Source organism: Pseudodesulfovibrio hydrargyri (assembly GCF_001874525.1).
In the GTDB taxonomy this organism is placed as follows: Bacteria; Desulfobacterota; Desulfovibrionia; order Desulfovibrionales; family Desulfovibrionaceae; genus Pseudodesulfovibrio; species Pseudodesulfovibrio hydrargyri.
In genome coordinates this window covers 653,309-676,442 of the sequence record NZ_LKAQ01000004.1, presented here as the reverse complement: position 1 = coordinate 676,442, position 23,134 = coordinate 653,309, and the positions used below count along the sequence as shown (strand labels likewise).

At 63.0% G+C, this 23,134-nt stretch carries 21 protein-coding genes; 10 read left to right on the top strand and 11 right to left on the bottom strand.

The annotated features are described in order from the left end of the window. Positions 1–67 precede the first annotated feature (67 nt). The 4 genes from BerOc1_RS07585 (at position 68) to purT (ending at position 4,377) form a co-directional block, all read left to right on the top strand. On the top strand, positions 68–1,552 hold the full coding sequence (locus BerOc1_RS07585) for a two-component system sensor histidine kinase NtrB (RefSeq protein ID WP_071545113.1): 1,485 nt from the start codon (positions 68–70) through the stop codon (positions 1,550–1,552). Positions 1,553–1,594: 42 nt separating this feature from the next. Further along, positions 1,595–2,203, top strand: a complete 609-nt coding sequence (gene rdgB / locus BerOc1_RS07580) for an RdgB/HAM1 family non-canonical purine NTP pyrophosphatase (RefSeq protein ID WP_071545112.1) — start codon at positions 1,595–1,597, stop codon at positions 2,201–2,203. A gap of 446 nt (positions 2,204–2,649) precedes the next feature. After that, the gene (locus tag BerOc1_RS07575; RefSeq protein ID WP_071545111.1) at positions 2,650–2,919 is read left to right on the top strand and encodes a hypothetical protein; all 270 of its coding nucleotides are present in this window, start codon (positions 2,650–2,652) and stop codon (positions 2,917–2,919) included. A 276-nt stretch (positions 2,920–3,195) separates the two neighbouring features. Further along, on the top strand, positions 3,196–4,377 hold the full coding sequence (gene purT, locus BerOc1_RS07570) for a formate-dependent phosphoribosylglycinamide formyltransferase (RefSeq protein WP_071545110.1): 1,182 nt from the start codon (positions 3,196–3,198) through the stop codon (positions 4,375–4,377). A gap of 130 nt (positions 4,378–4,507) precedes the next feature. Here purT and BerOc1_RS07565 read toward each other — a convergent pair whose 3' ends face one another. Further along, the gene (locus BerOc1_RS07565) at positions 4,508–5,677 is read right to left on the bottom strand and encodes a BaiN/RdsA family NAD(P)/FAD-dependent oxidoreductase (RefSeq protein WP_071545109.1); all 1,170 of its coding nucleotides are present in this window, start codon (positions 5,675–5,677) and stop codon (positions 4,508–4,510) included. 110 nt (positions 5,678–5,787) lie between these two features. On the opposite strand from BerOc1_RS07565, the gene BerOc1_RS07560 reads away from it, so the two are divergent. Together BerOc1_RS07560 and BerOc1_RS07555 are read left to right on the top strand one after the other, a co-directional pair. Next, the gene (locus tag BerOc1_RS07560) at positions 5,788–6,375 is read left to right on the top strand and encodes a DJ-1/PfpI family protein (protein WP_071545108.1); all 588 of its coding nucleotides are present in this window, start codon (positions 5,788–5,790) and stop codon (positions 6,373–6,375) included. Between the two features lie 392 nt (positions 6,376–6,767). Beyond that, a complete protein-coding gene (locus tag BerOc1_RS07555) occupies positions 6,768–7,535 on the top strand; it encodes an exodeoxyribonuclease III (protein ID WP_071545107.1) in 768 nt (255 codons plus the stop codon). A 108-nt stretch (positions 7,536–7,643) separates the two neighbouring features. Here BerOc1_RS07555 and thpR read toward each other — a convergent pair whose 3' ends face one another. From thpR to BerOc1_RS07520, 7 genes are all read right to left on the bottom strand, one after another. Then, positions 7,644–8,198 (bottom strand): RNA 2',3'-cyclic phosphodiesterase, encoded by a 555-nt coding sequence (gene thpR, locus BerOc1_RS07550; protein ID WP_071545106.1) that lies wholly within the window; start codon positions 8,196–8,198, stop codon positions 7,644–7,646. A 2-nt stretch (positions 8,199–8,200) separates the two neighbouring features. After that, positions 8,201–8,380, bottom strand: coding sequence for a type II toxin-antitoxin system HipA family toxin (locus tag BerOc1_RS19075; protein WP_165610799.1), 180 nt, complete (start codon positions 8,378–8,380; stop codon positions 8,201–8,203). Positions 8,381–8,431: 51 nt separating this feature from the next. Continuing rightward, positions 8,432–8,674, bottom strand: coding sequence for an acyl carrier protein (locus tag BerOc1_RS19070; protein WP_071545104.1), 243 nt, complete (start codon positions 8,672–8,674; stop codon positions 8,432–8,434). Positions 8,675–8,858: 184 nt separating this feature from the next. Beyond that, positions 8,859–10,178, bottom strand: coding sequence for a malic enzyme-like NAD(P)-binding protein (locus BerOc1_RS07535; protein WP_071545103.1), 1,320 nt, complete (start codon positions 10,176–10,178; stop codon positions 8,859–8,861). 275 nt (positions 10,179–10,453) lie between these two features. Next, positions 10,454–11,473: a TAXI family TRAP transporter solute-binding subunit gene (locus BerOc1_RS07530; protein ID WP_071545102.1), complete on the bottom strand. Its 1,020-nt coding sequence runs from the start codon at positions 11,471–11,473 to the stop codon at positions 10,454–10,456. A gap of 1,348 nt (positions 11,474–12,821) precedes the next feature. Next, positions 12,822–14,750 (bottom strand): TRAP transporter permease, encoded by a 1,929-nt coding sequence (locus BerOc1_RS07525; RefSeq protein ID WP_071545101.1) that lies wholly within the window; start codon positions 14,748–14,750, stop codon positions 12,822–12,824. 219 nt (positions 14,751–14,969) lie between these two features. Next, complete coding sequence (locus BerOc1_RS07520; protein ID WP_071545100.1) at positions 14,970–15,938, bottom strand: TAXI family TRAP transporter solute-binding subunit; 969 nt, start codon at positions 15,936–15,938, stop codon at positions 14,970–14,972. Positions 15,939–16,260: 322 nt separating this feature from the next. Here BerOc1_RS07520 and BerOc1_RS07515 point away from each other — a divergent pair, with 322 nt between their 5' ends. Next, complete coding sequence (locus BerOc1_RS07515) at positions 16,261–17,019, top strand: RNA methyltransferase (RefSeq protein WP_071545099.1); 759 nt, start codon at positions 16,261–16,263, stop codon at positions 17,017–17,019. A gap of 90 nt (positions 17,020–17,109) precedes the next feature. Here the strand turns inward: BerOc1_RS07515 and BerOc1_RS07510 are convergent, their stop codons facing one another. The 3 genes from BerOc1_RS07510 to BerOc1_RS07500 all read right to left on the bottom strand — a co-directional run bounded on the left by BerOc1_RS07510 (position 17,110) and on the right by BerOc1_RS07500 (position 20,984). Further along, the gene (locus tag BerOc1_RS07510) at positions 17,110–19,596 is read right to left on the bottom strand and encodes an EAL domain-containing protein (protein ID WP_242652915.1); all 2,487 of its coding nucleotides are present in this window, start codon (positions 19,594–19,596) and stop codon (positions 17,110–17,112) included. Positions 19,597–19,720: 124 nt separating this feature from the next. Then, positions 19,721–20,506, bottom strand: coding sequence for a GGDEF domain-containing protein (locus tag BerOc1_RS07505; RefSeq protein ID WP_071545098.1), 786 nt, complete (start codon positions 20,504–20,506; stop codon positions 19,721–19,723). A gap of 19 nt (positions 20,507–20,525) precedes the next feature. Next, positions 20,526–20,984, bottom strand: a complete 459-nt coding sequence (locus tag BerOc1_RS07500) for a hypothetical protein (protein ID WP_071545097.1) — start codon at positions 20,982–20,984, stop codon at positions 20,526–20,528. A 201-nt stretch (positions 20,985–21,185) separates the two neighbouring features. On the opposite strand from BerOc1_RS07500, the gene BerOc1_RS07495 reads away from it, so the two are divergent. Genes BerOc1_RS07495 through BerOc1_RS07485 form a run of 3 tightly spaced genes read left to right on the top strand, consistent with a single transcriptional unit; the run spans position 21,186 to position 23,040 of the window. Then, entirely contained in the window at positions 21,186–21,593 is a 408-nt protein-coding gene (locus BerOc1_RS07495; protein WP_071545096.1) for a hypothetical protein, read from the top strand. Between the two features lie 25 nt (positions 21,594–21,618). Further along, complete coding sequence (locus BerOc1_RS07490) at positions 21,619–22,173, top strand: hypothetical protein (RefSeq protein WP_242652913.1); 555 nt, start codon at positions 21,619–21,621, stop codon at positions 22,171–22,173. A 60-nt stretch (positions 22,174–22,233) separates the two neighbouring features. After that, positions 22,234–23,040 (top strand): nitroreductase family protein, encoded by an 807-nt coding sequence (locus BerOc1_RS07485; RefSeq protein ID WP_071545094.1) that lies wholly within the window; start codon positions 22,234–22,236, stop codon positions 23,038–23,040. Positions 23,041–23,134 lie beyond the last annotated feature (94 nt).

Genomic DNA, 23,134 nt, shown 5'->3' with positions numbered 1-23,134 from the left:
TAGTCTCGTACTGGTGGAAAGTCCAGCCGGGCTCGCCACATGAGCACAGGAAGGGGAGGAAGGTCAAATGATCGAAGGATCAGTCGTGGACAATAAACGATACATTATCGGGGTTATTGGCGACATTCCCGCCCTGCTCGCCCTCTGGGAGATGTTCAAGGACCAGAGCAACGACGAGACCCTCCGGGAGATCGGCGTGGTGGCCGTTGCCCTGCCGGGCGAGAGCGTGCTGCCCCAGGCCACGGACACGGGCCGCATCATTCCCACCTACGCGGGCTACAAGACCATGCTCGAGAAGCACCCCGAGATCAACATGGTCATCGAGGCCACGGGCCGCCCGGGCCTGATCTACGAGCTGCGCAAGTACCTGCCGCCGTCCGTCACCCTGGTGGAGCGCGGCGCGGCCAAATTCTTCATCAACCTCCTGGCCTCCAATCAGATGTGGGTGGCCTGCAAGGTGGACCTGCTGCACACCCAGACCATGCTCAAGACCATCATCGACCAGATGGACCAGGAAATCCTGTTCCTGGACCGGGACGGGCTGGTGGTGGGCATGAACCAGGCCGTGCTGAACCGCTCGGGTCTGCCCAAGCGGGTCCTGATGGGCAGGCATTACTGCGACATCTTCACCCGGTCCGGGGAAGGGGAGTGCGAGGAGTGGGACGACCCCTTTGTTAAGACCATGCGCACCCGCGCCCAGGCCGAGGCGACCACCAGCCTGGTGGATTCGGACGGGCGGGTCCAGTACTACCGGGTCTACACCAGCCCGGTGGCGGACGAGGACGGCGCGGTCAACCACGTGGTGGCCGTGCGCCGGGACATCACCCAGCGCAGGGCCATGGAGAACCGGCTGCAGCAGGCCGAACGGCTGGCCTCCATCGGCGAGCTGTCCACCTACATGGCCCACGAGATCCGCAACCCGCTCTTCTCCATCAGCGGCTTCGCCAATTCGCTCATGCGCGACAAGGACGTGGGCATCAAGGCGCGCGAGAAGCTGGCCATCATCCTGGACGAATCCCGGCGGCTGGACGAGGTCCTGCGCAGCCTGCTCAACTTCACCCGGCCCACCGAGGCCCAGGTGGCCGAAGTGGACCTGAACGAGGTGGTCCTGGCGACCATGAACGTCATGCAGTTGCCGTGCTCCAACCAGAACGTGGCCGCGCACATCTCCCTGGACGACGGCATGGCCAAGGTCCACGCCAACCCGGACCTGATCAAGCAGTGCCTCATCAACCTGGTCAAGAACGCCCTGGAGGCCATGGACTCGGGCGGCGGCAAGATATTCGTGACCACCTCCATGAACCAGGACATGGCCATGCTCGCCGTGGAGGACACCGGCGAGGGCATCCCCCTGGACATCCGCGACAAGATATTCAGCCCGTTCTTCTCCACCAAGGACAAGGGGGTCGGCCTCGGCCTGGCCCATATCCACAAGATCGTGGGCGAGCTGGGCGGCCGGGTGGACCTGGTCTCCATGCAGGGAGTCGGCACCAAGGTGACCCTCTACCTGCCGCCCATTCTGGCGGTTGAAGATTCGGACGACTCCGCGTAGGTTCTTCCCCCTGAAACAAACCACCGCAGGGGGACATATCCAATGGACACCATCGTTCTGGCGACCAACAACCAGGGCAAGATCAGGGAGCTTTCGGTCATGCTCGAGCCCTTTGGCGTGGCCGTGAAGAGCCTGGCCGAATTCCCGGAGATCGGCGACATTCCCGAGACCGGCGAGACCTTTCTGGACAACGCCTTCATCAAGGCGCGCACCGTGGCCGAACTGACCGGCCTGGTGGCCGTGGCCGACGATTCGGGCATCGAGATCGACGCCCTGGGCGGCCGCCCCGGCGTCTACTCCGCGCGCTACGCGGGCGAGCAGCACGACGACCGCGACAACAACGAGAAGATGCTCGCCGAGATGAAGGACGTGCCCGAGGACAAGCGCACCGGCCGCTACCGTTGCGTCATGGCCGCCTCCGCCCCCAACGGCGCGGAGATCACCGCCGACGGCTCCTATGAGATCACGGTCGGCCACGGCTACAAGGGCAAGGGCGGCTTCGGCTACGACGTCATCGTCATCGACCCCGAACTGGGCATGCACGTGGCCGAGCTGGACCCGAAAGTGAAGAACGGCAAATCCCACCGGGGCAAGGCCATGAAAAAACTGCTGGAGCAGTGGCCGGATTTCTGGGCGAAGGCCAGCAAGTAGGCGTGTGATTGGATTGTGATGCCTCCGGCGGCTGCTCGCCGCAGGGCGTCTCCGACGGGCAGGGCGCTGCCCTGCACCCGCCAGGGAGCAAGGCCCCCTGGACCCCCATGTCGCCTTCGGCGAAGTGCGTGCGAACGCCCCTCGCCGTGCCGGTTTGCGATTTGCGCAAGAAAAACGAGAAACGCCGTGCCATGATCGAATCATGGTGCGGCGTTTTCCTTGCGCAAATCGCGGGTTGTTTTTTTGGGGGGGGCGGCGGAGAGAAAGGGCCATCATTGTCGAAAGATCATAACCAGTTGTATTAAATATCTAGGCTAAAATCGACGAACCTCTTTGTGCCCGTGTCCAGTACCAGCCTCAAGGGTTATCTTGCTTACACTACTCATGTTGAGTATGAGGCTGTTGATGCTTTTGAAATGATGAACTGACAACACACTGGCGGTCCCATGATTACTTTTCTCAAGTCCATGCTCTTCTTCCCTATGATGTTCTTGCGCGGCATCCTTCAATGGGTTCTCAGGCTGTTCGCGGGACTTATGCTTCTTGGTGGAATCGGGATGCTTATCGCTGTCTACGGCTTCGATGCCAATCTTCAGTGGTATATCCCATGGATCATCTTGGGCTGGGCGTTTGTCTTCTTCTTGGTGGGCTGGTTCTACGATATCATCCTGCTGAAATTGAATCCTCATCCTGATACAGTTCTCTTTTTGGACTAGCCAACCTGCGGGATGGTATGGATTTCGATCTAACGAAAATTTCACTCCTTAACGTTATAACGGCTGTTGGTTCAACGGGTCTGGTATCAGCCATTTTCACTCATCCATAAGGCTGGCTTCGTGACAGAGGAAAGGACAAGAGGGCTAAAATGCAAGCTGCTTCATATGCTGCGCTCAGGTTGGCGATAATCATGGAGATATGTCATTTGGGGGGAAATTTGGCATAGAGCGTTCTTTGTGCAACGCCTGATTTTAATCGATTCAAAGGGATTGAATATGACACTGTTAGGAACGGCCAAGACCGCGTCGGCAAAGAAGATGATGCTGCTTGGCGGCGGCGAACTCGGTAAGGAAGTGGTGATTGAGGCGCAGCGTCTCGGCATCGAGACTGTTGTGGTTGATCGCTATGAGGATACCCCCGCCATGCAGGTGGCGCACCGCTCGTATACCATGTCCATGTTGGATGGCGACGCGCTCCGCCGGGTTATTACGGACGAGAAGCCGGACTATATCGTGCCCGAGATCGAGGCCATTGCCACGTCCACTTTGGTCGAGCTGGAAAAAGAGGGCTTCAATGTCGTCCCTACCGCCAATGCGACCAAGCTGACCATGGATCGCGAAGGCATTCGCCGTCTTGCCGCCGAAAAGGTCGGCCTGACCACCTCGCCGTACCGCTTCGCCGACACGGAAGAGGAATACCGGACGGCGGTGGCTGAAATCGGTATCCCCTGCGTGATCAAGCCGGTCATGAGCTCTTCCGGAAAAGGGCAATCCACGGTGAAAAGCGAGGCCGATATCCAAAAGGCCTGGGACTATTCCCAGTCCGGCGGCCGTACCGGCGAAGGGCGCATCATTATCGAAAAATTTGTCCCTTTTGACTACGAGATCACCCTCCTAACCGTGCGCCACGTCGATGGAACGACGTTTTGCGAGCCGATCGGGCACCGGCAGGAAAACGGGGATTACCGGGAATCCTGGCAGCCGCAACCCATGAGTGAGGCGGCCCTGGCAAAAGCGCAGGAATATGCGCGCAGGATCACGGACGCCCTGGGCGGGCGCGGCCTTTTCGGGGTCGAACTCTTTGTCAAAGACGATGATGTGATCTTCAGCGAAGTGTCCCCCCGCCCCCACGATACCGGATTGGTGACGGTCATCTCTCAGGATTTAAGCGAATTCGCCCTGCATGTGAGAGCCGTTTTGGGCTTGCCGATTCCGGGCATCCGCCAATACGGACCCGCCGCTTCGAGCGTGATTTTATCCAACGGCACATCGGACAAGCCCGCCTTTGACGGCGTTGATGTCGCCCTTCGCGAGGCGGATACAAAGGTCCTGATCTTCGGAAAAGGCGAATGCGCCGGAGTCCGCCGTCTTGGCGTCGCCCTGGCCCTTGCCGACGATGTCGAGAGTGCCGTGGAGAAGGCGAAAAGGGTTTCTTCCGCTGTAACTATTTCGTATTAGCGGCAAGTTAAACCGATCTCACTCAAATCGTCCACTTGAGAAAAGGGCCTTGATCGACAACGTGTCGGTCAAGGCCCTTGTTTTGATGCGCTGGTAGGCCTGTCCCGATTTACGGTTTTGGGCGGCAAGCCTAGAGGTCGGCCCCGCAAGCCTGTCCCGACGCGAACGCCCAATGCAGATTGAAGCCGCCCAGGTGGCCGGTCACGTCCAGCGTTTCCCCGATCACAAACAACCCCGGCACGTCGCGGGCCTCCATGGTCTTGGAGGAGATGCGGGCCGTGTCCACGCCGCCCACCGTGACCTCGGCCTTGGCGTAGCCCTCGGTGCCGGACGGGGTGATGGTGAAGCGGTGGATGGCCTCGCAGGCCGCCTCGATCTGGGCCTTGGACAGCTGGCTGACCGGGGTGTCGGCCAGGGGCGCGTCCAGGAGCAGGGGCGGCAGCCGCTTTGGCAGGATGCGGGCCAGCAGATTGCGTAGCTGCTGGTTGGAGGAGCGGTGTTCCTCGATGATGGCTTCCAGCCGTTGGCCGGGCAGGAAATCAATGGTCACGGGCCGGTTTTCGCGCCAGTAGCTCGACGCCTGGAGCACGGCCGGGCCGGATATGCCCCGGTGGGTGAAGAGCAGGGGATCGGTGAAGCGCGCGCCTTCGGTTTCGACTGTGGCGGGCAGGGCGTTGCCCGCCATCTCCACGCACATGGGTTGCCGCTTCTTCGGGAAAACCAGGGGCACCAGGCCGGGCCGGGTGGCGGTGAGCGCGAGCCCGAACTGTTCGGCCAGCCGGAAGCCGAGGTCCGTGGCCCCGACCTGCGGCCAGGACGGCCCGCCCAGCGCCAGGACCAGCTTGTCGGCGATGAGCCTTTGGCCGCCCGCCTCCACGGTGAACGGCCCGTTGCCGGACACCGTGTCGATCTCGCAGCCGGTCAGGATTTCCACGCCCGCCCGCTGGCAGCGTTCGACCAATGCCCCGGCCACGCGGCCCGCACCCTCCAGGGTGAAGAGCTGGCCGTGGTCGCGCTCCTCATAGGTGATGCCGTGCTCGCCCAGGAAGCCGACCACGTCCCACGGCGAGAGCCGGGCCAGGGCGGATTTCACGAAATGCGGGTTGGCGCACAGGTAGTGCCCGGGCGAGGCGTCCAGGTTGGTGAAGTTGCACATGCCGCCGCCGGACACGCGCACCTTGCGCGCGGTCTTCACCCCGTGGTCGATGACCACCACCCGGCGGCCGCGCGCCCCGGCGGTCATGGCGCACCACAGGCCCGAGGCCCCGGCTCCGAGTATCACGGCGTCCAATCGTTCCATGCGCCGGTTCTACGGCAAGGGGGCCGGATTGTCACGGAACCGAGTTGACAAAAAACAGGGTGGGGCTATGCTTTCAAAACCTGTAAAAACTCTACCTTGGAGGAAGCAAAATGGCAGCCAAGAAAATACTGATGCTCGTCGGCGACTTCGTGGAAGACTACGAGGCCATGGTTCCCTTTCAGATTCTGCTGATGGTCGGCCACACGGTGCACACCGTCTGCCCGGGCAAGAAGGCGGGCGAGACCGTGGCCACCGCCGTGCACGACTTCGAGGGACACCAGACCTACTCCGAAAAACCGGGCCACAACTTCGGCGTGACCACCACCTTCGAGGAGATCAAGGCCGAGGACTACGACGCCCTGGTCATCCCCGGCGGCCGCGCCCCGGAGTACCTGCGCCTCAACCCGGACATCATCAAGTGCGTGCGGCACTTCGCGGACGCGGGCAAGCCCATCGCGGCCATCTGCCACGGCCCGCAGATTCTGACCGCCGCTGACGTGATCAAGGGCAAGACCTGCACCGCCTACCCGGCGGTCAAGCCGGACATCGACGGCGCGGGCGGCACCTGGTGCGAGGTCAACGCCACGGCCTCCAACGCCTGCGCGGACGGCAACATCGTCACCGCCCCGGCTTGGCCCGCCCACCCCGAGTGGATGCGCGCCTTCCTCAAGGTGCTCGGCTCGACCATCGAGCCCTAGCCGGTCCCCGCAAGAACGAAAACAGGCGGCCCGGGGAACTCTCCGGGCCGCCGCTGCTTTTCATCCGCAGAGGATTCTGGTATGTGCATGAACACAACCGCTTAAATACGTGGAGGATGCGAGTATGATAGGGTATTTCTGGTTTTTCCTGGGGCTGTTCCTGACCATCGCCTCGCTGGTCATGATCAAGGTCAGCACCCCGAACGAGCGCTAGTTTTCGCCGCGCACGCGGCATGAGGGGAATCGGCAAAACCGGTTCCCCTTCGTTTTTTGGGGCCTCCCCGCGCCGAAGGCGCCAAAGAGGGATGCAAGGGTGCGAACCCTTGCCCGCCGGAGGCGAAATCACCCGACAACGCCGCGCAGCGGCTTCCAATCCCGACTTTGGAGACGCCATGATCATCTATTCCTGGAACATCAACGGCTACCGGGCCGTGCTCAAGAAGGATTTCCGCGACTGGCTGGACGGCTGCGGCGGCGACGTGGTCATGCTGCAGGAGACCAAGGTCGAGCCGGACCAGTTGGACCCGGACGACCGCGAACCGGACTCCTATTCCAACCACTACTGGAACTGGTCCAGGAAAAAGAAGGGCTATTCCGGCGTGGCCTGCTTCGCCAATCCCGAGCCGCTGTCCTGGGACACCGGCCTGCCCGACGAGCGCTTCCGCGACGAGGGCCGGGTGCTGCATCTCGAATACCCGGACTTCCACCTGTTCAACATCTATTTCCCCAACGGCCAGATGTCGGACGAGCGCCTCGATTTCAAGATGGGCTTCTACGACAGCTTCCTGGAATACGCCGAGGAGCTGCGCAAGACCAAGCCCATCGTGGTCGGCGGCGATTTTAACACCGCGCACAAGGAAATCGACCTCAAGAACCCCAAGGCCAACAGCGAACGGTCCGGGTTCCTGCCCGTGGAACGCGCCTGGATCGACAAGTTCATCGAGCACGGCTATGTGGACACCTTCCGCCTGTTCGAGGACGGGCCGCACCACTACTCCTGGTGGTCCTACCGCTTCAACGCCCGCAAGAACAACGCCGGGTGGCGCATCGACTACTTCTTCGTGTCCGAGGAACTCAAGGACAAGGTCGCCCGCGCCTGGATCGAACCCGACGTCCCGGGCTCCGACCACTGCCCCATCGGCATTGAGATAGACGTTTAAGAGTGCCCCCGGCCCCCCATCCCCTCTTCCTTCCTAAACTTTTTGGGTGCCTTCGGCAGTGGCGCGCGTTCGTGGGGATGCGTGCTTGTTGTTCAAGTGATGGTTTAATTATTTGGCGACGAACTCGGCCAGAGGTGTGTGGATGGCTCCCTCGGGTGCGAGGGCGCTCTGCCAGAAGGTGAAGAGGGAGACGGTGAAAGACGGCCATTTGTGGGCGGCCGCCGAGTCGAGGACCGGGGTCCAATCGCCGGGAGCGGGCTTGCGTACCCGGCCAAGGGTCAGGTGCGGGCGGAAGGGTTTCTTTTCGCGGGGGATGCCGACGGCGGCCAGCGCGTCCTCGATGGACCGGGCCAGGGTCGCGGCCTGGTCACCGCCCTCGGCCAGACCGAGCCAGAGGACCTTGGGGCGTCTCGCGTCCGGGAACGCGCCCGCGCCTCCGGCGCGCAGGGTGAACGCGGTGAAATCCACGGCGGTCAGGGCCGCTTTTACGGCCGGAATCCGCGCCTCGTCCGTCTCGCCCAGGAATTTCAGGGTCAGGTGCCAGGCGTCGGGCCTGGACCAGTTTACGCTGGCATCGGTAAGTCCGGAAAGTGACTTAATTAGTGGATTGAGAGATTGTCGGTAAGCGCCCGGTAATCCAATGCCGATGAACAGCCTGGGCACGGTTATCCGTCCTTTTCGTCCAGGGCCTGGCCGAAAATCGTCAGGTCGCCGAGCACGTCGGCCAGAGCCGCGCTCAGCTCCTCGGGCAGCCCATCGGCTTCGGCGATCTCCAGCAGTTGGTCCGGGTCGATGCCGTTTCTTTCGGCCAGCGCACGCAGTTCGTCGAGGGTGGTTTCGTCCATGGCAGGGAGCATAGGCGACAACGTCACCCCGCGCAACGGACGAAACCATGTTTAGGGCACATGCTGTTCGAGGTAGTCGATAACATCGTTGATGGTGCGCCATGCCTCGGCGTCCTCTTCCTTGACCTCGATGTTGAACCTTTCCTCCAAGACCATCAGATACTTGAACCGCTCCAGGGATTCGGTGAGGAGTTCCCCGGCCAACTCGGCCTCCGGGGAGATGGCCTCCCATTCCAAGGCCGCTTCCCCGGCGAGTTCTTCCCGGATGATGTTGAAAATTTCTTTCCGTTCCATGCGATTTTTCCTCTTTCGGGTTGCGTGCCTTCGGCGGACGGATGCGGCGAATCCGGCTTCCGCGCCTGTATTTCCCCCTACCCCCGAAGCCGGGTCTTGATCAAGGCGGGCGTTCCTTCGGGACGTGAAAAAGGCCGGGCGCATGGCCCGGCCTTTTTATGTGTTATGTGTATGGATGGGGCGGCTAGATGTCGTACCCGAAGGAGTCGACCACCAGCTTGGTGCGGGCCTTGGAGGCGGCCATGCGGGTTTCGAGGTCCTTGGCGTACTGGTCGAGGTCCAGCTGGATCTGGGCCACGCCGGTGTCCATGGCGGCCTTGGCCACGGCCGGGGCCAGCCAGGTGAGCACGCGCGGGTCCAGCGGTTTGGGGATGATGTAGTCGATGCCGTATTCGAGCTTGTCCACGCCGAAGGCGTCGCAGATGTCCTGGGAGACCGGCTCCTTGGCCAGGCGGGCCAGGGCGTCGGCGGCGGCGATCTTCATCTCCTCGTTGATGGTCTTGGCCCGGCAGTCGAGCGCGCCCCGGAAGATGAACGGAAAGCCGAGCACGTTGTTGACCTGGTTGGGGAAGTCGGACCGGCCGGTGCCCATGATGATGTCCGGGCGCACTTCCTTGACCGCGTCGTAGGTGATCTCCGGGTCCGGGTTGGCGCAGGCGAAGATGATGGCGTTGTCGGCCATGGTCTTGACCATGTCCTGGTTGATGGCGTCCTTGACGGACAACCCCAGGAACATGTCGGCCCCGACCATGCAGTCGGCCAGGGAGCCTTTGTCCTCGGCCTGGGCGTAGGCCTTCTTGAACTCGTTCAACCCCTCGCGCCCGGCGTGGATCAGGCCGCGCGAATCGAACATGAAGATGTTCTCGCGCTTGACGCCCATGTGCACGTACAGGTTGGAGCAGGCGATGGCCGCAGCGCCCGCGCCCGAGACCACGATCTTGATCTCCTCGATCTTCTTGCCCGAGATTTCGAGTGCGTTCATGATGCCGGCGGCCGAGATGATGGCCGTGCCGTGCTGGTCGTCGTGGAAGACCGGGATGCCCATTTCGGCCTTGAGCCGGGTCTCGATCTCGAAGCACTCGGGGGCCTTGATGTCCTCGAGGTTGATGCCGCCGAAGGTGGGCTCCAGCAGCTTGCAGAACGCGACCACCTCGTCCGGGGTCTTGGCATTGATGTTCAGGTCGTAGACGTCGATGTCGGAGAAGATCTTGAACAGGACGCCCTTGCCCTCCATGACCGGCTTGCCCGCTTCGGGCCCGATGTTGCCCAGGCCGAGCACGGCGGTGCCGTTGGACACGACCGCGACCAGGTTGCCCTTGTTGGTGTAGTCGTAGACCTTTTCCGTGTCCGCGTGGATGGCGCGGCAGGCCTCAGCCACGCCCGGGCTGTAGGCCATGGACAGGTCCTTCTGGTTCCTGCACGGCTTGATGGAGATGACCTCCAGCTTGCCCTTGCGTTTGCTGGAGTGGTAGTTGAGCGCTTCTTCCTTGGTGAACAATGCCATGATCAGGCCTCCCTTGATTCAGTTATGGCCCAGTCGTTGAAGAGCGGAAAAGTGGTGCGCGGACCGGCATGGCCCGTGGCTGACAACCTCCCGACAGACTGGTGTGACCGCAATACAGATTTTTCATAGTTACGAAGCTTTTTCAATCCCAGTCAAGCAGTATTTATCCTTGCACGGCAACGTGTTGTGGCGGACTCGCGGTCAGCTGGTTGAGCGCCCAGTCAAATCAGGGGGTTGGCTTGTCAGCACTGGTGCGGGGTGAAAAGGGGATCGCCTTACGGCATGAGAATGGCCGGGATCTCCAGCCGGTGTTCGGACCAGAAGCGGACCGCGCCGGGGTGCAGGGGGATGGACAGGTTGTCGATGCCGGTCTTCAGGCCCATGTTGCGGGCCGCGCCGTGCATGCGGCGCAACTCCTCGAGCCGCCTGGGTGTGAATACGGCCCGCAGGCTGTCGTACACGGTCCGGTTGTCCAGGCCGGGGCGGGCGCACCACAGGGCCGCGTCCTGGAAGGTGTTCACGGGCTCGGTCTGGCCCGGATAGGTCCCGGCCGGGATGGTGGCGTGCGAATAGAAGGGGTAGAGCCGGTAGAAGCCGGACGCCGTGGCCGCCTCGTGCAGGTCCAGGATGCGCACCGGGACCGAGGCCGCCGCCTCGATGACCGCGGCCGTGGGATAGCCCGCCAGGGTCCAGAATCCGTCCACCTTGCCGGCCGCGAAATCGGCCGCCGCCTCGCCGTAGCCCTCGGGCCAGTGCCGGAATCGGGTCCACAGCTCGAGGTGCCGGAAAAAGCGCTCCGCGGACAGGGCCGCGCCCGAGCCTGGATTGCCCACCGCAATGGTCTTGCCCCGCAGATCCTGGACCGCGCGGATGTCCGAGTCCGCGCGGACCACCAATTGGGCCGGTGCCCCGTACAGAAAGGCCAGGGCCCGGACCTTGGCGTATCGCTTGTCAGGGCAATGCAGCTTGCCGGCGCGGCCCAAAAAGGCGTCGCCCGCATTGACGATGGCCATGTCCGCCTCGCCCGCGCACAGTGCCAGGAGATTGGATACCGACCCTCCTGACTGCTTGGCCAGCACGCCCAGGTTGGGCACGTCCTCGGAAATGACCGCCGCCATCTTGTTGGCGAAATGGTTGAAGGTCCCGCCGCGCGGCCCGCCGTTGAAGGTCAGGGTCCGTGCCTTGGCCGGGGGCGCCTCCTTGCGCGCCTTTTCCGGCGCTTCCGAAGGACAGCCCGAAACCGCCGCCAGGGCCAGGCAGCCCAGTATGAGCAAGATGGAAGACGGACGCGGCATCGGACCTCCAGGGCCAAAGGCTCGGACGCGCCGGACAACGCGGCATCGTCCTGGGTGGGCGCTGTTTGCCATGCGCCTCCTTGTTATGACAACGCCCCCGGGGGCTGCTGGCAATTATTATAACGGCCCGTGGCGATCGTTTTATGGGCCGGGGAATGCCTCGGGATTCCGGCTGTCGGCGAGTCGTCGAGATTTACGGATGAAGGCGGCAGCGATCGGCGGGGCGGACTGAACGCGTGGAGTGGGTTTCGCGGCGTTTCGGGACGGTGGAGAAAGAAAGCACTCTTTCAGGTTCACGTCATCCGCGAAGCGGTCCAAAAGTTTGGTAAGGACGAGGGGTGAGAGATCGGGGGCAAACAAGCAAAGGGGGTGCCAAAGCGCTTCCCGTAAGTGTTGAAAAAATCCCCCAAGTTCATGGGAGGATTTTGGTTGAGCAACGGAGCGGTGATTTATCCTTGCGCGTGAAAATTTCTATCAGGTGTCGAGGAAGTTTATTACTTCTTGTCTGTATATTTTAAACGCAGAATATTTCTTATGCATGAAATAGCATCCCAGGCAGAATAAGATTAGAAACCCTATTACGTGCATCGTCCCCGCGCTCTGTCGTAAAACGCCACTGACAAACAAAGAGATAATGAGTGTCAGGGATAATGACACAAAGACAAGGCAACCGGCATTCGGTAATCCTGAAGCGTATGTCTGACTAGTTGTCAAATTAGTCATCTTGATTACGGATGGAGAATCTTTTGTCACACGATAATGTATTTTTACTTCGTGCCCATTGCGTAATGGAATAGTGGCAGGTTCTTTGAAGTACATTTCATTTCCATCATCCGCCTTAACCCAAAATTCAACATAATCAGTGTGTGTGGTCCTGATGGGAGAGTATGTGCTCTCGAAGCGGCTAGCTGTACCCTTTCCCCTTATTGATAGTCCCCAACCTCCGGAAACTGTTGTTTTGGTCGTTTTCTCAAGATCACAAATTTTGCCTTGGACGATGTCGAATTGGGCTTCCTTGTTCCCGTATTTTATTGTTTTCATATCCGTCCCATTCTCGGTTCGCGTGGGGGCTGCCAATACTCTGTATTTTTTAAGCCTTTCAACAACCAACTATACGTCTCTAATAGGTTAATTCCTCGGATGTCAATACGGGGAGACCACTCCCCCGTTCCACGGGGGGGCGGGGATGTGCGCTTTGGCAATCTGGGAGAAAACTTTGCCCATGAGAATCCCCCCCTGTTCGCGCTAACGTACAGGGGGGAGGTCTCGTTTTGGGTGTTCATCAACAGTTATGGAAAGCGCCTTGGTTTGCCGCCTGCCTTGTGCCTGTGGACCATTGCTTCCGGGCTCAGGCCGGGGCCATGCCGAGGAGGCGTTTGAGGGGGTTGATCCAGATGAAGCTGAGGAACCATGCGTAGATGAACACAGCCACGGTGATGGCGCAGAAGGAGATGAGGATGTTCTGCGTGGGGGCGTCCAGGGAGAAGGCCGGGACATAGGCGAAGATGAACGGGGCGAGGTAGAGGAACTTGGCGAACTTGAACGAGGTGAAGGCGGTGCGCCACATGTTGGCTCCGGCGATGGTCGCTCCGGCGAAGGCGGCGATGCAGACCGGCGGGGTGATGTTGGAGTCCTGGGACAGCCAGTAGACGATCATGTGCGCGGCCACCTCGTTGACGCCCAGGTGGGTCAGGGCCGGGACAGCGACCACGGCGGTGATCAGGTAGGCGGCGGTGACGGGCACGCCCATGCCGAGCACGAGCGAGGCCAGGGCGATGAGCAGGATGGTCAGGACGAGGTTGCCGTGGGCCAGTTCGATGACGATGTCGGCAAAGGTCAGGACCAGGCCGGAATAGGTCAGCACGCCGATGATGACGCCGATGACGCCCACGGTGGCGCCGATCTTGAGGGAATTGATGGTCCCCTCGCGCGCGGCGGCCACGAATCCGCCCAGTTCGTTTTTCAGCCCGGCCGCGGTCTGTCTGCGCCAGGCAAACAGCCCGGCCGAGACGATCAGGCCGTAGAGGAGCAGGATGCGCCCGGACAGGAACGGCCTGACGGCAGCGGCGGCCTGGGGCCCGCCGGTCTTGGCGACGAGTTTGACGATCCAGGGGCACAGGACCATGAAGGTCATGATCACGAGCAGGGTGGGGTCGATGCGCTGGCCCTCGTCCTTGAAGGACAGGCCGATGCAGGCGGCCAGGCCGACGATGGCCGAGTAGCCGGGGGAGTAGCCCGCGAGCATGAAGATGGTGATCAGGATGAGCGGCAGGGTGTAGAGCCATTCCTTGCGCAGGATCTCCATGGCCCCGACCGCGTAGCGCTCGCCCACGATGTTGTTCTTCTTGGCCTCGTAGTGGACCATGACGAAGACCGAGAAGAAGTACATGATCGCCGGGAAGATGGCGATGAGCATGATGCGGGAGTAGGGCAGGCCGGTCATTTCGGCCATGATGAAGCCGCCCGCGCCCATGATCGGGGGCATGAACATGCCGCCGATGGAGGCGGCGGGTTCGATGCCTCCGGCCACGTGGGGTTTGAACCCGGCCTTTTTCATCATCGGGATGGTGAAGGTGCCGGTGGACACGGTGTTGGCTATGGCCGAGCCGGAGATGGACCCGAACAGGCCGGACGCGATGACCGAGACCTTGGCCGGTCCGCCCACCTTATGGCCCACGGCGGCCAGGGGGAAGTCGATGAAGAACCGCTGGGCCCCGCATTTTTCCAGGAAGGCCCCGAAGAGCACGAACAGGATGATGTAGGTGGCCAGGACGTTGGCCATGATGCCGAACACGCCGTCCGAGCGGTAGAAGATGGACGTGCACAGGTCCGGGAAGCTCGCGCCCGCGTGGGCGATGAGTTCGGGCATGTGCGCGCCGTACATGCCGAACAGGAGCATGAGCACGCCGATGAGGACGAAGATGTTGCCGACCACGCGGCGGGCCAGCTCGATGCCGAGCAGCACGCCGATCATGGCCATCCACTTGTCCATGTCGGTCTCGATGCCGGTGCGGTAGTTGATGGCCTCGAAGTTCAGGATCCAGTAGCCCACCGAGACCAGCGAGGCGAGCATGAGCAGGTAGTCGATCATGCGCGGGATCAGGCGCCTGGACTTGTAGAGCAGGAAGACGAGGATGTACGTGATGATGACGTAGATGCCCCGGTGATATTGGGTTGCCGCCGGTTCGAAGATGGCCGACCAGGAGTAGAACAGGACCATGGCCACCGACAGGAAATCAAAGAGGAATCGCTCGAATCTGTTTAATTTGTCGTACATTGCGCGCTCTCGGCCGCCCTGAAGGGCGGCGGTTGAAAAATGTGCCGCGCCGTATGGCCGGATCGTATGCCGGACGCCCGTGACGGGAGACCGGACCCGGGTCCGTGCGGGGCGGATCGGTTCGATGCGCGCGGGCCCGGCTGGGACCGGGGGTCGCCGGGAACGCGCGAAACGGGCGGGCCGCGCGGCCCGCCCGTGCACGATTGCGGGAGCGGGGGCCTACTTCAGGACGCCCATTTCCTTCCAGAACTTCACCGCACCGGGGTGCAGGGGAGTCGCTTCGGGATTCACGCCCTTGAGGCCGTCGGCCACGCTCATGGCCTTGAAGGTCTTCTTCTGCTCGACCATGTGCTTGAGGCCGGCCTCGGACCAGACGGCCTTGAGCAGCTGGTAGACGTCCTCGGCCGGTACGTCGGCGTTGGCCACGAGCAGCGCGGAGTCGAAGAAGGAGGGGGTGTCGTGATCCACCCCGCGGTAGGTGCCCGCCGGGATGGTCAGTTTGCCGAAGTAGGGGTAGGCCTGGAAGTAGCCGGAGTTTTCCGCGTCCGCGCCCACGTCGACCAGGTCGATGTCGTTGGTCTGGGCGGCCATGATTACGGCCCCGGACGGATAGGCGGTCAGCAGCCAGAAGGCGTCGAGCTGTTCGTTGCCGAAGGCCTGGGCCGCGTCGTTGTAGCCCATGGCGTTGCGCTCGATCTTGTCCCAGATGCCCAGGTGGGTGAAGAACCGCTCGCAGTTGGCGAACGCGCCGGAACCGGCGTTGCCCACGCCGACCTTTTTGCCGGCCAGGTCCTTGGCGGACTTGATGCCCGAGCCCTTGCGGATGACCAGCTGGGCGGGCGCGCCGTAGAGGTAGCCCACGGTCAGGACGTTTTCATACGTGTTCGGGTCGCCGGTCAGCTTGCCGTTGCGGCCGAGGTAGACCTCGCCCGCGTACACGGTGCCGAATGCGCAGCGGCCCGCGTTGACCGTGCGCAGGTTCTCGGTGGAACCGCCCGAGGACTGGGCCTTGATGGAAAAATTCGGGTTGTTCTTGATGGGGCCGAAGACCTGGATGGCGTTGGCGACGATCTGGAACGTACCGCCGGCCGGGCCGCCGCCGAACACGTAGCGTTTTTTTGCCTGCGCGTTGAAGGACATGCCGAAAACTAGGGCAAGGGCAAAGACCAGGATGTAAATCCGTTTCATGTTTCCTCCTAAGGAACCACAGAAGTTAATAAGGACCGCAACTTTTTTTACCGTCAGCATGTGCATGCGCGGTAAAACACACCCCCGGGGGAAGGCTATTCCACCCGGTATCCCGTTGTTGCACAGAATGACAAATATTTCAACGCAATTCTCGGATACTGTGGTTCTCACTGCCTGATTTAATTATCTTTTATATAACCGGTTCTTATGTTTCCGGCGGTCGCGGCCCCGGCGGCCGGGGATCGCCGGACGGGCGATACGCCTTTTGACATCCCCGGGCGGTGTGGTACATGCCTCGTCGTCAACGCCCAAGGAGGGTTTCATGCTGGACAAGCTCGTGGTGGTTTTGTTCCGCCCCAAATACCCGGAGAACATCGGTTCCGCGGCACGCGCCTGCCTGAACATGGGCGTGTCCGAACTGGTGGTGGTCGATCCGTACAACTTCAACATGGACAAGGCCCTGCCCCTGGCCACGGCCCACGCCCGGCACATCCTCGAGTCCGCGCGCATCGTGGACACCCTGGAACAGGCCGTGGACGGATGCACCGCCGTGTTCGGGACCACGGCCCGCACCGGGGGCTGGCGCAAGGGGATCATGGCCCCGGACACCCTGGCGGGCGTGGTCGACGAGCGGCTGCGGACCGGCGGCCGGGTGGCCGTGGTCTTCGGCCCGGAGGACAAGGGGCTGACCAACGAGGAGACCTCCATCTGCTCGGGACTGGTGACCATTCCCACCAGCCGCGAGGGCACCTCCCTGAACCTGGCCCAGGCCGTGGTCGTGGTCCTGTACGAGTGTTTCAAGCGCTCCCTGGCCGAGCCGTTCGCCCCCGACGGCCCGCCCGAGGAGCGGCCGACCACGGTCAAGGAGCAGGAGGCGCTTTTCGGCAACCTCCAGGAGACCTTGCTGGCCATCGATTTCCTCAAGGACGACAACCCGGACTACTGGATGCTTCCGGTGCGCCGCTTCTTCAGCAAGATCAATTTGAAGCGCAACGAATTCAATTTGCTCATGGGCGTCTGCCGGCAGGTGCGCTGGTTCGTGGAAAAGTATGGCCCCCAAGGCGGGGGCGGCGCGCGATAGCGGCCGCCGGATCACGGCCCGCCCCGCGAAAACGCCCTGCCGGAAGAGATTCCGGCAGGGCGTTTTCGCGTTGTGAGGAAGGGCCCCGCCCTATTGGTCGGGCGGGCAGTTGCGGCGGGCCAGCGCCAGCTTCTCGCGGGTATCCTCGGCGGTCTTTTGGGTGCGCTGCTTGAGCAGGTCCTTGGCCTTGGCCGCGCTCATGGGCTCATGGAAATAGAACCCCTGGACCGAGTTGCAGGAAAGATTGAGCAGCGAGCAGAGCTGGTCAGGGTTCTCCACGCCCTCGGCCACCACGTTGAGGTCCAGGGAATGGCCCAGGGCGATGACCGCCTTGACGATCTCCATGTTCTCCGGGTCGGTGCGCATGCGCGAGATGAAGGTCCGGTCGACCTTGAGGGTGTCCACGGGCAGCTGCTGGAGCTGGGACAGGGACGAATAGCCGGTGCCGAAGTCGTCGATGGAGAAGCGCACCCCGGCCTTTCTGAGCCGGTTGAGGATGCGCAGGGAGGACTCGGGGTTGCCCATGATGGAGGACTCGGTGATCTCCAGCTTGAGGCAGGAGGGCGGCAGTCCGTATCGTTCCAGGGCCCGGACCACGATCTTGTCCAGGTCGGTGCGCGCGAACTGCTTGCTGGACAGGTTCACGCACATGAAAATGTCGTCCGTGCCGTCGGTTTCGTTGCGCCACCCGGCCAGGGTGCGCAGGGCCTGCACCAGGACCCACTCGCCCAGTTCGATGATCAGGCCGGACTCCTCGGCCATGGGGATGAACTCGGCGGGCGGGATGGCCCCCCGGTCCGGGTGGTCCCAGCGGGCCAGGGCCTCGAAGCCGATGATGTCCGACCCGGCCAGGTCCATGATCGGCTGGTAGGCCACGTGGAATTCGTCGTTGGCCAGCCCCCGGCGCATGTCGTTTTCCAGGGTGAGCAGGTCCACGGCGCTCTCGAGCATGCGCTCGGTGAAGACCTTGAAGCGGTTGCGCCCGGATTCCTTGGCGCGGTGCATGGCGATGTTGGCGTGCTGGAGCACGTCCGCGGCCTTGCCGTCCAGCACCGGGCTCAGGACGATGCCGAAGCTGGCCGTGGTCCGGACCTCGTTGCCGTTGAAGCGGAAGGGCTCGGTCAGCCGCTTGCGCACGCGCTTGATGATCCGGATGGCCTCGCCCGGGCTGGACAGTTCGTCCAGGAGCAGAACGAACTCGTCGCCGCCGAATCGGGAGACCGTGTCCAGAAGGCGCATCTCGCCGGTCAGGCGGATGGCCGTCTCGGTCAGGACCATGTCCCCGAAGCGGTGGCCCAGGGAGTCGTTGATGATCTTGAAGCGGTCGAGGTCCAGGAAGACCACCGCGAAGAAATAGTTCTCGCGCCGTTTGGCCCGGCGCATGGCCTGGCTCAGTCGGTCCAGGCACAGGGTCCGGTTGGCCAGGTTGGTCAGAGGGTCGTGCAGGGCCTGGTGGCGCAGCTGCTCCTCCATGGCCTTGCGGTCGGTGATGTCGCGGAAGCTCAAGCGCATGCCCAGCGGCTTGCCGCCGATGCCGGACACGGACCGCCCGACCACGCCGAGCCAGCGGGTTTTGCCGTCCGCGGTCAGGATGCGGAAGTCCAGCGAGTCTCCCCGGTCCGAGTCGGCCTCCACCAGGTAGGCGTCCCAGGCGTCCTGGTCGTCGTTGATGATGATCTCGCGGATCAGGCCGGGGTCTTCGAAGAACCGCTCCGGCGGGTAGCCGGTGATCCGAAGGCAGGCCGGGGAGCAGTAGTTGACGGTTCCGTCCGTGCCGACCCAGACCTCCCAGTCATAGCCGAAGTCCGCGATGGTCCGGTAGCGCTCCTCGCTTTCCTGGAGTACGCGCACGAGCTTTTCCCGTTGGCCCTGGATCCAGGCCTTTTTCTTTTCGATGACGCCGGCCTGGCGGATGACGTACAGCGAGAGCAGGGCGCTGAGCAGCAGGATGCCCAGAAAGATCAGGGCCACGTGATCGCGGTACACGCCGATATCCGAATGCACGTCGTCGATGTACAGGCCGGTGCCGAGGACCCAGCCCCAGGGGGCGAACAGGCGTACGTGGGAAAGCTTGCGGGCGATGCGGTCGGGCCGGTCCTGCCACTGCCAGTAGTAGTCCACGAAGGCGTCCGGGTTCTTCCTGGCCGCGAGCACGAACTCCATGAAGACCCGCTTGCCCTCCTTGTCCCGGTAGTCGGTCAGATCCTGGCCGTCCAGGTCCGGGCGGTAAGGGTGCATGACCATGCGCGGGGTCAGGTCCGTGATCCAGAAATAGTCCTTGGCGTCCGGCCCGTAGCGTGTCTCCCGGACGAACTCCGCGCCCAGTTCCTTGGCGTAGTCCAGAGTGATCTCGCCCCGTTCGGCCATCTCGTTCAGGTGGTTCAGGGTCCCGGTCACGGTGTCCGTGATCTCCACGACCTTTTCCTTCTGGGCGTCGAGCAGGGCCTCTTCGATGGACGGCAGCAGGTACAGGAAGATGGAACCGGCGAAGAGCAGCAGCATCAGCGCCGAGGGCAGCAAGACCCTGGTGGGGGCGTATTTGAGATAGTGCGCGGTCTTTTCCTGCGCCATGTTCATGGGCCGTCCTGTTCGCAGTGTCTGGTGATCGCACTCTCCATATAGCGTAGAACGGAGAAAAAAGGAAACCGATTAGAGCGGTTGTTTTCGTCTCGGCCGGATCGGCCCGTCGGAGGGGCCGGAATCAGCGGGGAGAGAGCTGGGCGCGGACCACGGTGACCTGGTTCCGGCCGCCGTTCTTGGACGCGGTCAGACCGGACTGGAGGCGTTGCAGGAAACTCTCCAGGGTGTCGTCCTCTCCGGCCTGGGCCACACCCAGGGAGAGGGACACGCGGATCTTGCCGCCGAAGATCTTGTGGCCCACGAGCACGCGCAGCTTTTCGGCCACGATGGCGGCGCGGTCGATGTCGGTGTGCGGGCAGAGGATGATGAACTTGCCGCCGTGCCAGCGGAACAGGAAGTCGTTGTTCCTGAGCTTGTCGTTCAGGAAATGGGCCATGTTGGCCAGCAGGCGGTCTCCGGTCGAGTAGCCGTGGGCCTGGTTGATGGACCGGAAGTCGTCCAGGTCGAGCATGATTCCTGACAGGTCAAGGGCATAGCGCCGCACGTTGCCCAGTTCCTGGGCCGCGATTTCCTCGAACTTGCCCCGGTTGTAGGCCTGGGTCAGGGAGTCCAGGACCGCCAGCCGCTCCATCTGCTCGGCCATCTCGTCGGCCCGGGCCGCGTCCTGGCCCATGCAGGCCATGACCTTCTTGTACACGAGCAGCGCCTGGGCCGCGAGGACGAAGAAACCGGCCACCATGCACAGGTAGGCCAGCTGCATCAGCCGGGCGTGGTCGCCGCCCGGATCGAGGCGCAGGGTGTAGACCATCCCGAAACAGACACACAGCAGCGCGGCCAGGGCCAGCAGGCTCGCCGCGTACAGCGCCTTGTAGCGCGCCTTCAGTCTGTGGGGAGCGGGGTGGTCCATGGTCGTGCCGGGCGCCGGGCTATTTCAGGGCGCCCTCAAAGGTGTAGTAGAGACTGCCCGTGTTCGAGTCGTTGTCGTAGTCGAGCTCGATGGAGAAGTCGGGCCACATCCAGCCGTAGCGGAAGCCGATGCCCCGGCCCGCGCCGTAGCGCTGCATGAGCATGTCCTTGAGGAAGAACTGGTTGACCCTGCCCTTGTAGGCGATGCCCACGCGGTAGAGCTTGTCCTTGTTGAAATAGTAGGCCACGGACGTGATCTCGGCCTTGCCGAAGGTCTTGGGCTCGTCGCGTTTGAAATAGGTGTCTTCGAAGCCCGGCTCCTGCACCGGGGCCAGCCCGGGAGCGTCGGACAGGAGGGTGCCCCAGGCCAGGCCTCGGAAGCCGGTGGGGTGGGCCACCTGGACATAGTCGGAGGCCATGGCCGGTACGGCCGCGGCCGCCAGCACGATCAGCATTGTCAGGGCGCGCAGTATGTTCATAGCCTGTATCTTCTCTTCTGGAGTAGGGGTACGGGAGCATCCAGACTGAGCGCATTGTACGGATTTACAGGTGAAAAGCAAGAAGGAGGAGCTCCCTTCCGTCGCCGTGGCGGGACGTCACGGCCTCCGCTTTCCGGGGCGTCTGCGGATTGTCAGTCCGCGACCGGTTGTGCTATCGGATGGCATGCGAAGGAGACGCCCATGAAACGATTGGCAGCATTCGTCCTAATCCTGGCCCTTTTCGCCTGCGGCGGCCCCTCCCCCGAGGCCGAACGGATCGACGCCCTGGAGGCCGAGGTCAAGGCCCTGCGCCAGGAGGCCGGGGAGCGCGATCAGGCGTTTCGCGCGGAGCTTGCCCAGGTGCGCGAGAACCTCGAGCACATTCGCTCGATGCTCGAAAAGGGGGCCGTCCCGGATGGGGCGGCCGGGGACGCCGACTCCGGCGCGCCCACGGACAAGGAGCTGGACGACAAGGCCAAGTCCTTTGTGGGCGAGAACCTGGACCGGCTCATGGAGCTGACCCGCAAACTTCTGGACAAGATGGAATCCGAGCTGGACGACAAGCCCCAGTCAACCGAGGAACCGCCCGTCAAGGGCGACCAAATCTGATGGAGACGATTCGATGAAGGCATATATGAAACGGGTACTGCCGGCGGCCTTGCTCCTGGCCTTGACCGTGGCCGCGGGCTGCGCCTCGGGCAACGCCATCAAGCTGAAATACGCCCTGATTTCCACCGACACCCCGTGCGTGGGCGAGATCACGGTCTTTCGCTTCGAGGACAAACGGCCTACCTCGGTGCTCGGCAAGACCACGGACAACGAGACCATCACCTCCCTGTCCGACGTGGCCGAGTGGGCTGGCTGGGCCCTGTTCGACGAACTCGAGAACGCCGGGTGCAAGGTCAGGTACCGGACCGCCATCACCGCCCCGGACGACGAGTTGCTGGTCACCGGCCAAGTCCTGGAGCTGGCCCTGAACCAGACCGGCGTGACCACCTACAAGGGCCGCGTCTCGGTGCGCATCGTGGTCTCGCGCGGCGATGCGACCCTGCACGCCGAAAAATATACCAGCGAGGTCGAGGACGTGGTCGTGCCCGGCTACTCCTCGGAGTCCGACATCCTGGCCGAGGCCCTGCGCGGGGTCATGTACGAGGCCATTCCGGCCATTGCCCAGGCGGCCAGGAAGTAGCCCGGACCCGTCCGTCGCCCGGTCCGCCGGGTCCCGTTCAGCCCCCTTTGAGGAGCACCTATGTTTGCCGACAAGGATATCTGCAAGCGCTGCGGCGCGTGCCGTGACGAGTGTCCTTTCGACCTCGTCGTCGAGGACCGCGAGGGCTTCCCCAAGCTCCGCCCAGCGGCCAAAAAGACATGCATCAACTGCGGCCACTGCGTGGCCGTCTGCCCGGTGGGGGCAGTGACCCTGCCCGAGATGCCCGCCGTGACGCCGGGCCTGGCCCCCGGCCAGTGCGGCCCGTTCGACCGCGGCCTCAGGCTGACCCCGGCCCAGGCCGACCAGTTCCTGTCCGGGCGCCGCTCGGTGCGCTCCTACCGGGACAAGCCCGTGCCCGAGGAGGTCCTGGCCCATCTTTTTTCCGTGTCCTCGTTCGCGCCCAGCGCCAAGAACGGCCAGCCAGCCCAGTGGATCGTCACCCGCACGCCCCAGGCCACCCGGAGGCTGGCGGGCATGACCGTGGAGTACATGGCCACCAACTCGATCATGCCCGGCGTGGTCAAGAACTGGGCGCGCGGTGTGGACAAGATCCTGCACGGCGCGCCCCACGTGGCCGTGGCCCACGCGCCGGAGGACGGTTTCAACCCGGCCGAGGACTGCGCCCTGGCCGCCGCCTACCTGGAACTCGCGGCCCACGCCCACGGTCTGGGCGCCTGTTGGGCCGGTTTCCTCATGGAGGTGGCCGAAGGCTGCTGCAACATCCGCAGGGAATTGGGCATTCCGGAAGGCCACGGCGTTTATGCCGCATTGATGTTGGGATATCCGAAGTATCGCTACAAGCGTATCCCCACGCGGCGCACTGTCGAGATTGATTGGCTGGATTAGCGGGGGGCGGCTTCCGATAGCGGGCCATCTGCACATTTTTTCCGGCCGCGCCAATCCTCACGTAGACGGCTACGCTACGGTTGCCGCGGCCGGA

Excerpts from the sequence above, each read along its gene's own strand:
- BerOc1_RS07585 (WP_071545113.1), top strand. The coding sequence starts at position 68 with ATGATCGAAGGATCAGTCGTGGACAATAAACGATACATTATCGGGGTT.
- BerOc1_RS19075 (WP_165610799.1), bottom strand. The coding sequence starts at position 8,380 with ATGGACGAAACCACCCTCGACGAACTGCGTGCGCTGGCCGAAAGAAAC.
- BerOc1_RS07485 (WP_071545094.1), top strand. The coding sequence starts at position 22,234 with ATGTTTGCCGACAAGGATATCTGCAAGCGCTGCGGCGCGTGCCGTGAC.
- purT (WP_071545110.1), top strand. The coding sequence starts at position 3,196 with ATGACACTGTTAGGAACGGCCAAGACCGCGTCGGCAAAGAAGATGATG.
- BerOc1_RS07520 (WP_071545100.1), bottom strand. The coding sequence starts at position 15,938 with ATGAAACGGATTTACATCCTGGTCTTTGCCCTTGCCCTAGTTTTCGGC.
- BerOc1_RS07525 (WP_071545101.1), bottom strand. The coding sequence starts at position 14,750 with ATGTACGACAAATTAAACAGATTCGAGCGATTCCTCTTTGATTTCCTG.
- BerOc1_RS07560 (WP_071545108.1), top strand. The coding sequence starts at position 5,788 with ATGGCAGCCAAGAAAATACTGATGCTCGTCGGCGACTTCGTGGAAGAC.
- rdgB (WP_071545112.1), top strand. The coding sequence starts at position 1,595 with ATGGACACCATCGTTCTGGCGACCAACAACCAGGGCAAGATCAGGGAG.
- BerOc1_RS07565 (WP_071545109.1), bottom strand. The coding sequence starts at position 5,677 with ATGGAACGATTGGACGCCGTGATACTCGGAGCCGGGGCCTCGGGCCTG.
- BerOc1_RS07500 (WP_071545097.1), bottom strand. The coding sequence starts at position 20,984 with ATGAACATACTGCGCGCCCTGACAATGCTGATCGTGCTGGCGGCCGCG.
- BerOc1_RS07510 (WP_242652915.1), bottom strand. The coding sequence starts at position 19,596 with ATGAACATGGCGCAGGAAAAGACCGCGCACTATCTCAAATACGCCCCC.
- BerOc1_RS07505 (WP_071545098.1), bottom strand. The coding sequence starts at position 20,506 with ATGGACCACCCCGCTCCCCACAGACTGAAGGCGCGCTACAAGGCGCTG.
- BerOc1_RS07530 (WP_071545102.1), bottom strand. The coding sequence starts at position 11,473 with ATGCCGCGTCCGTCTTCCATCTTGCTCATACTGGGCTGCCTGGCCCTG.
- BerOc1_RS07495 (WP_071545096.1), top strand. The coding sequence starts at position 21,186 with ATGAAACGATTGGCAGCATTCGTCCTAATCCTGGCCCTTTTCGCCTGC.
- BerOc1_RS07490 (WP_242652913.1), top strand. The coding sequence starts at position 21,619 with ATGAAACGGGTACTGCCGGCGGCCTTGCTCCTGGCCTTGACCGTGGCC.
- BerOc1_RS07575 (WP_071545111.1), top strand. The coding sequence starts at position 2,650 with ATGATTACTTTTCTCAAGTCCATGCTCTTCTTCCCTATGATGTTCTTG.
- BerOc1_RS07535 (WP_071545103.1), bottom strand. The coding sequence starts at position 10,178 with ATGGCATTGTTCACCAAGGAAGAAGCGCTCAACTACCACTCCAGCAAA.
- BerOc1_RS19070 (WP_071545104.1), bottom strand. The coding sequence starts at position 8,674 with ATGGAACGGAAAGAAATTTTCAACATCATCCGGGAAGAACTCGCCGGG.
- BerOc1_RS07555 (WP_071545107.1), top strand. The coding sequence starts at position 6,768 with ATGATCATCTATTCCTGGAACATCAACGGCTACCGGGCCGTGCTCAAG.
- BerOc1_RS07515 (WP_071545099.1), top strand. The coding sequence starts at position 16,261 with ATGCTGGACAAGCTCGTGGTGGTTTTGTTCCGCCCCAAATACCCGGAG.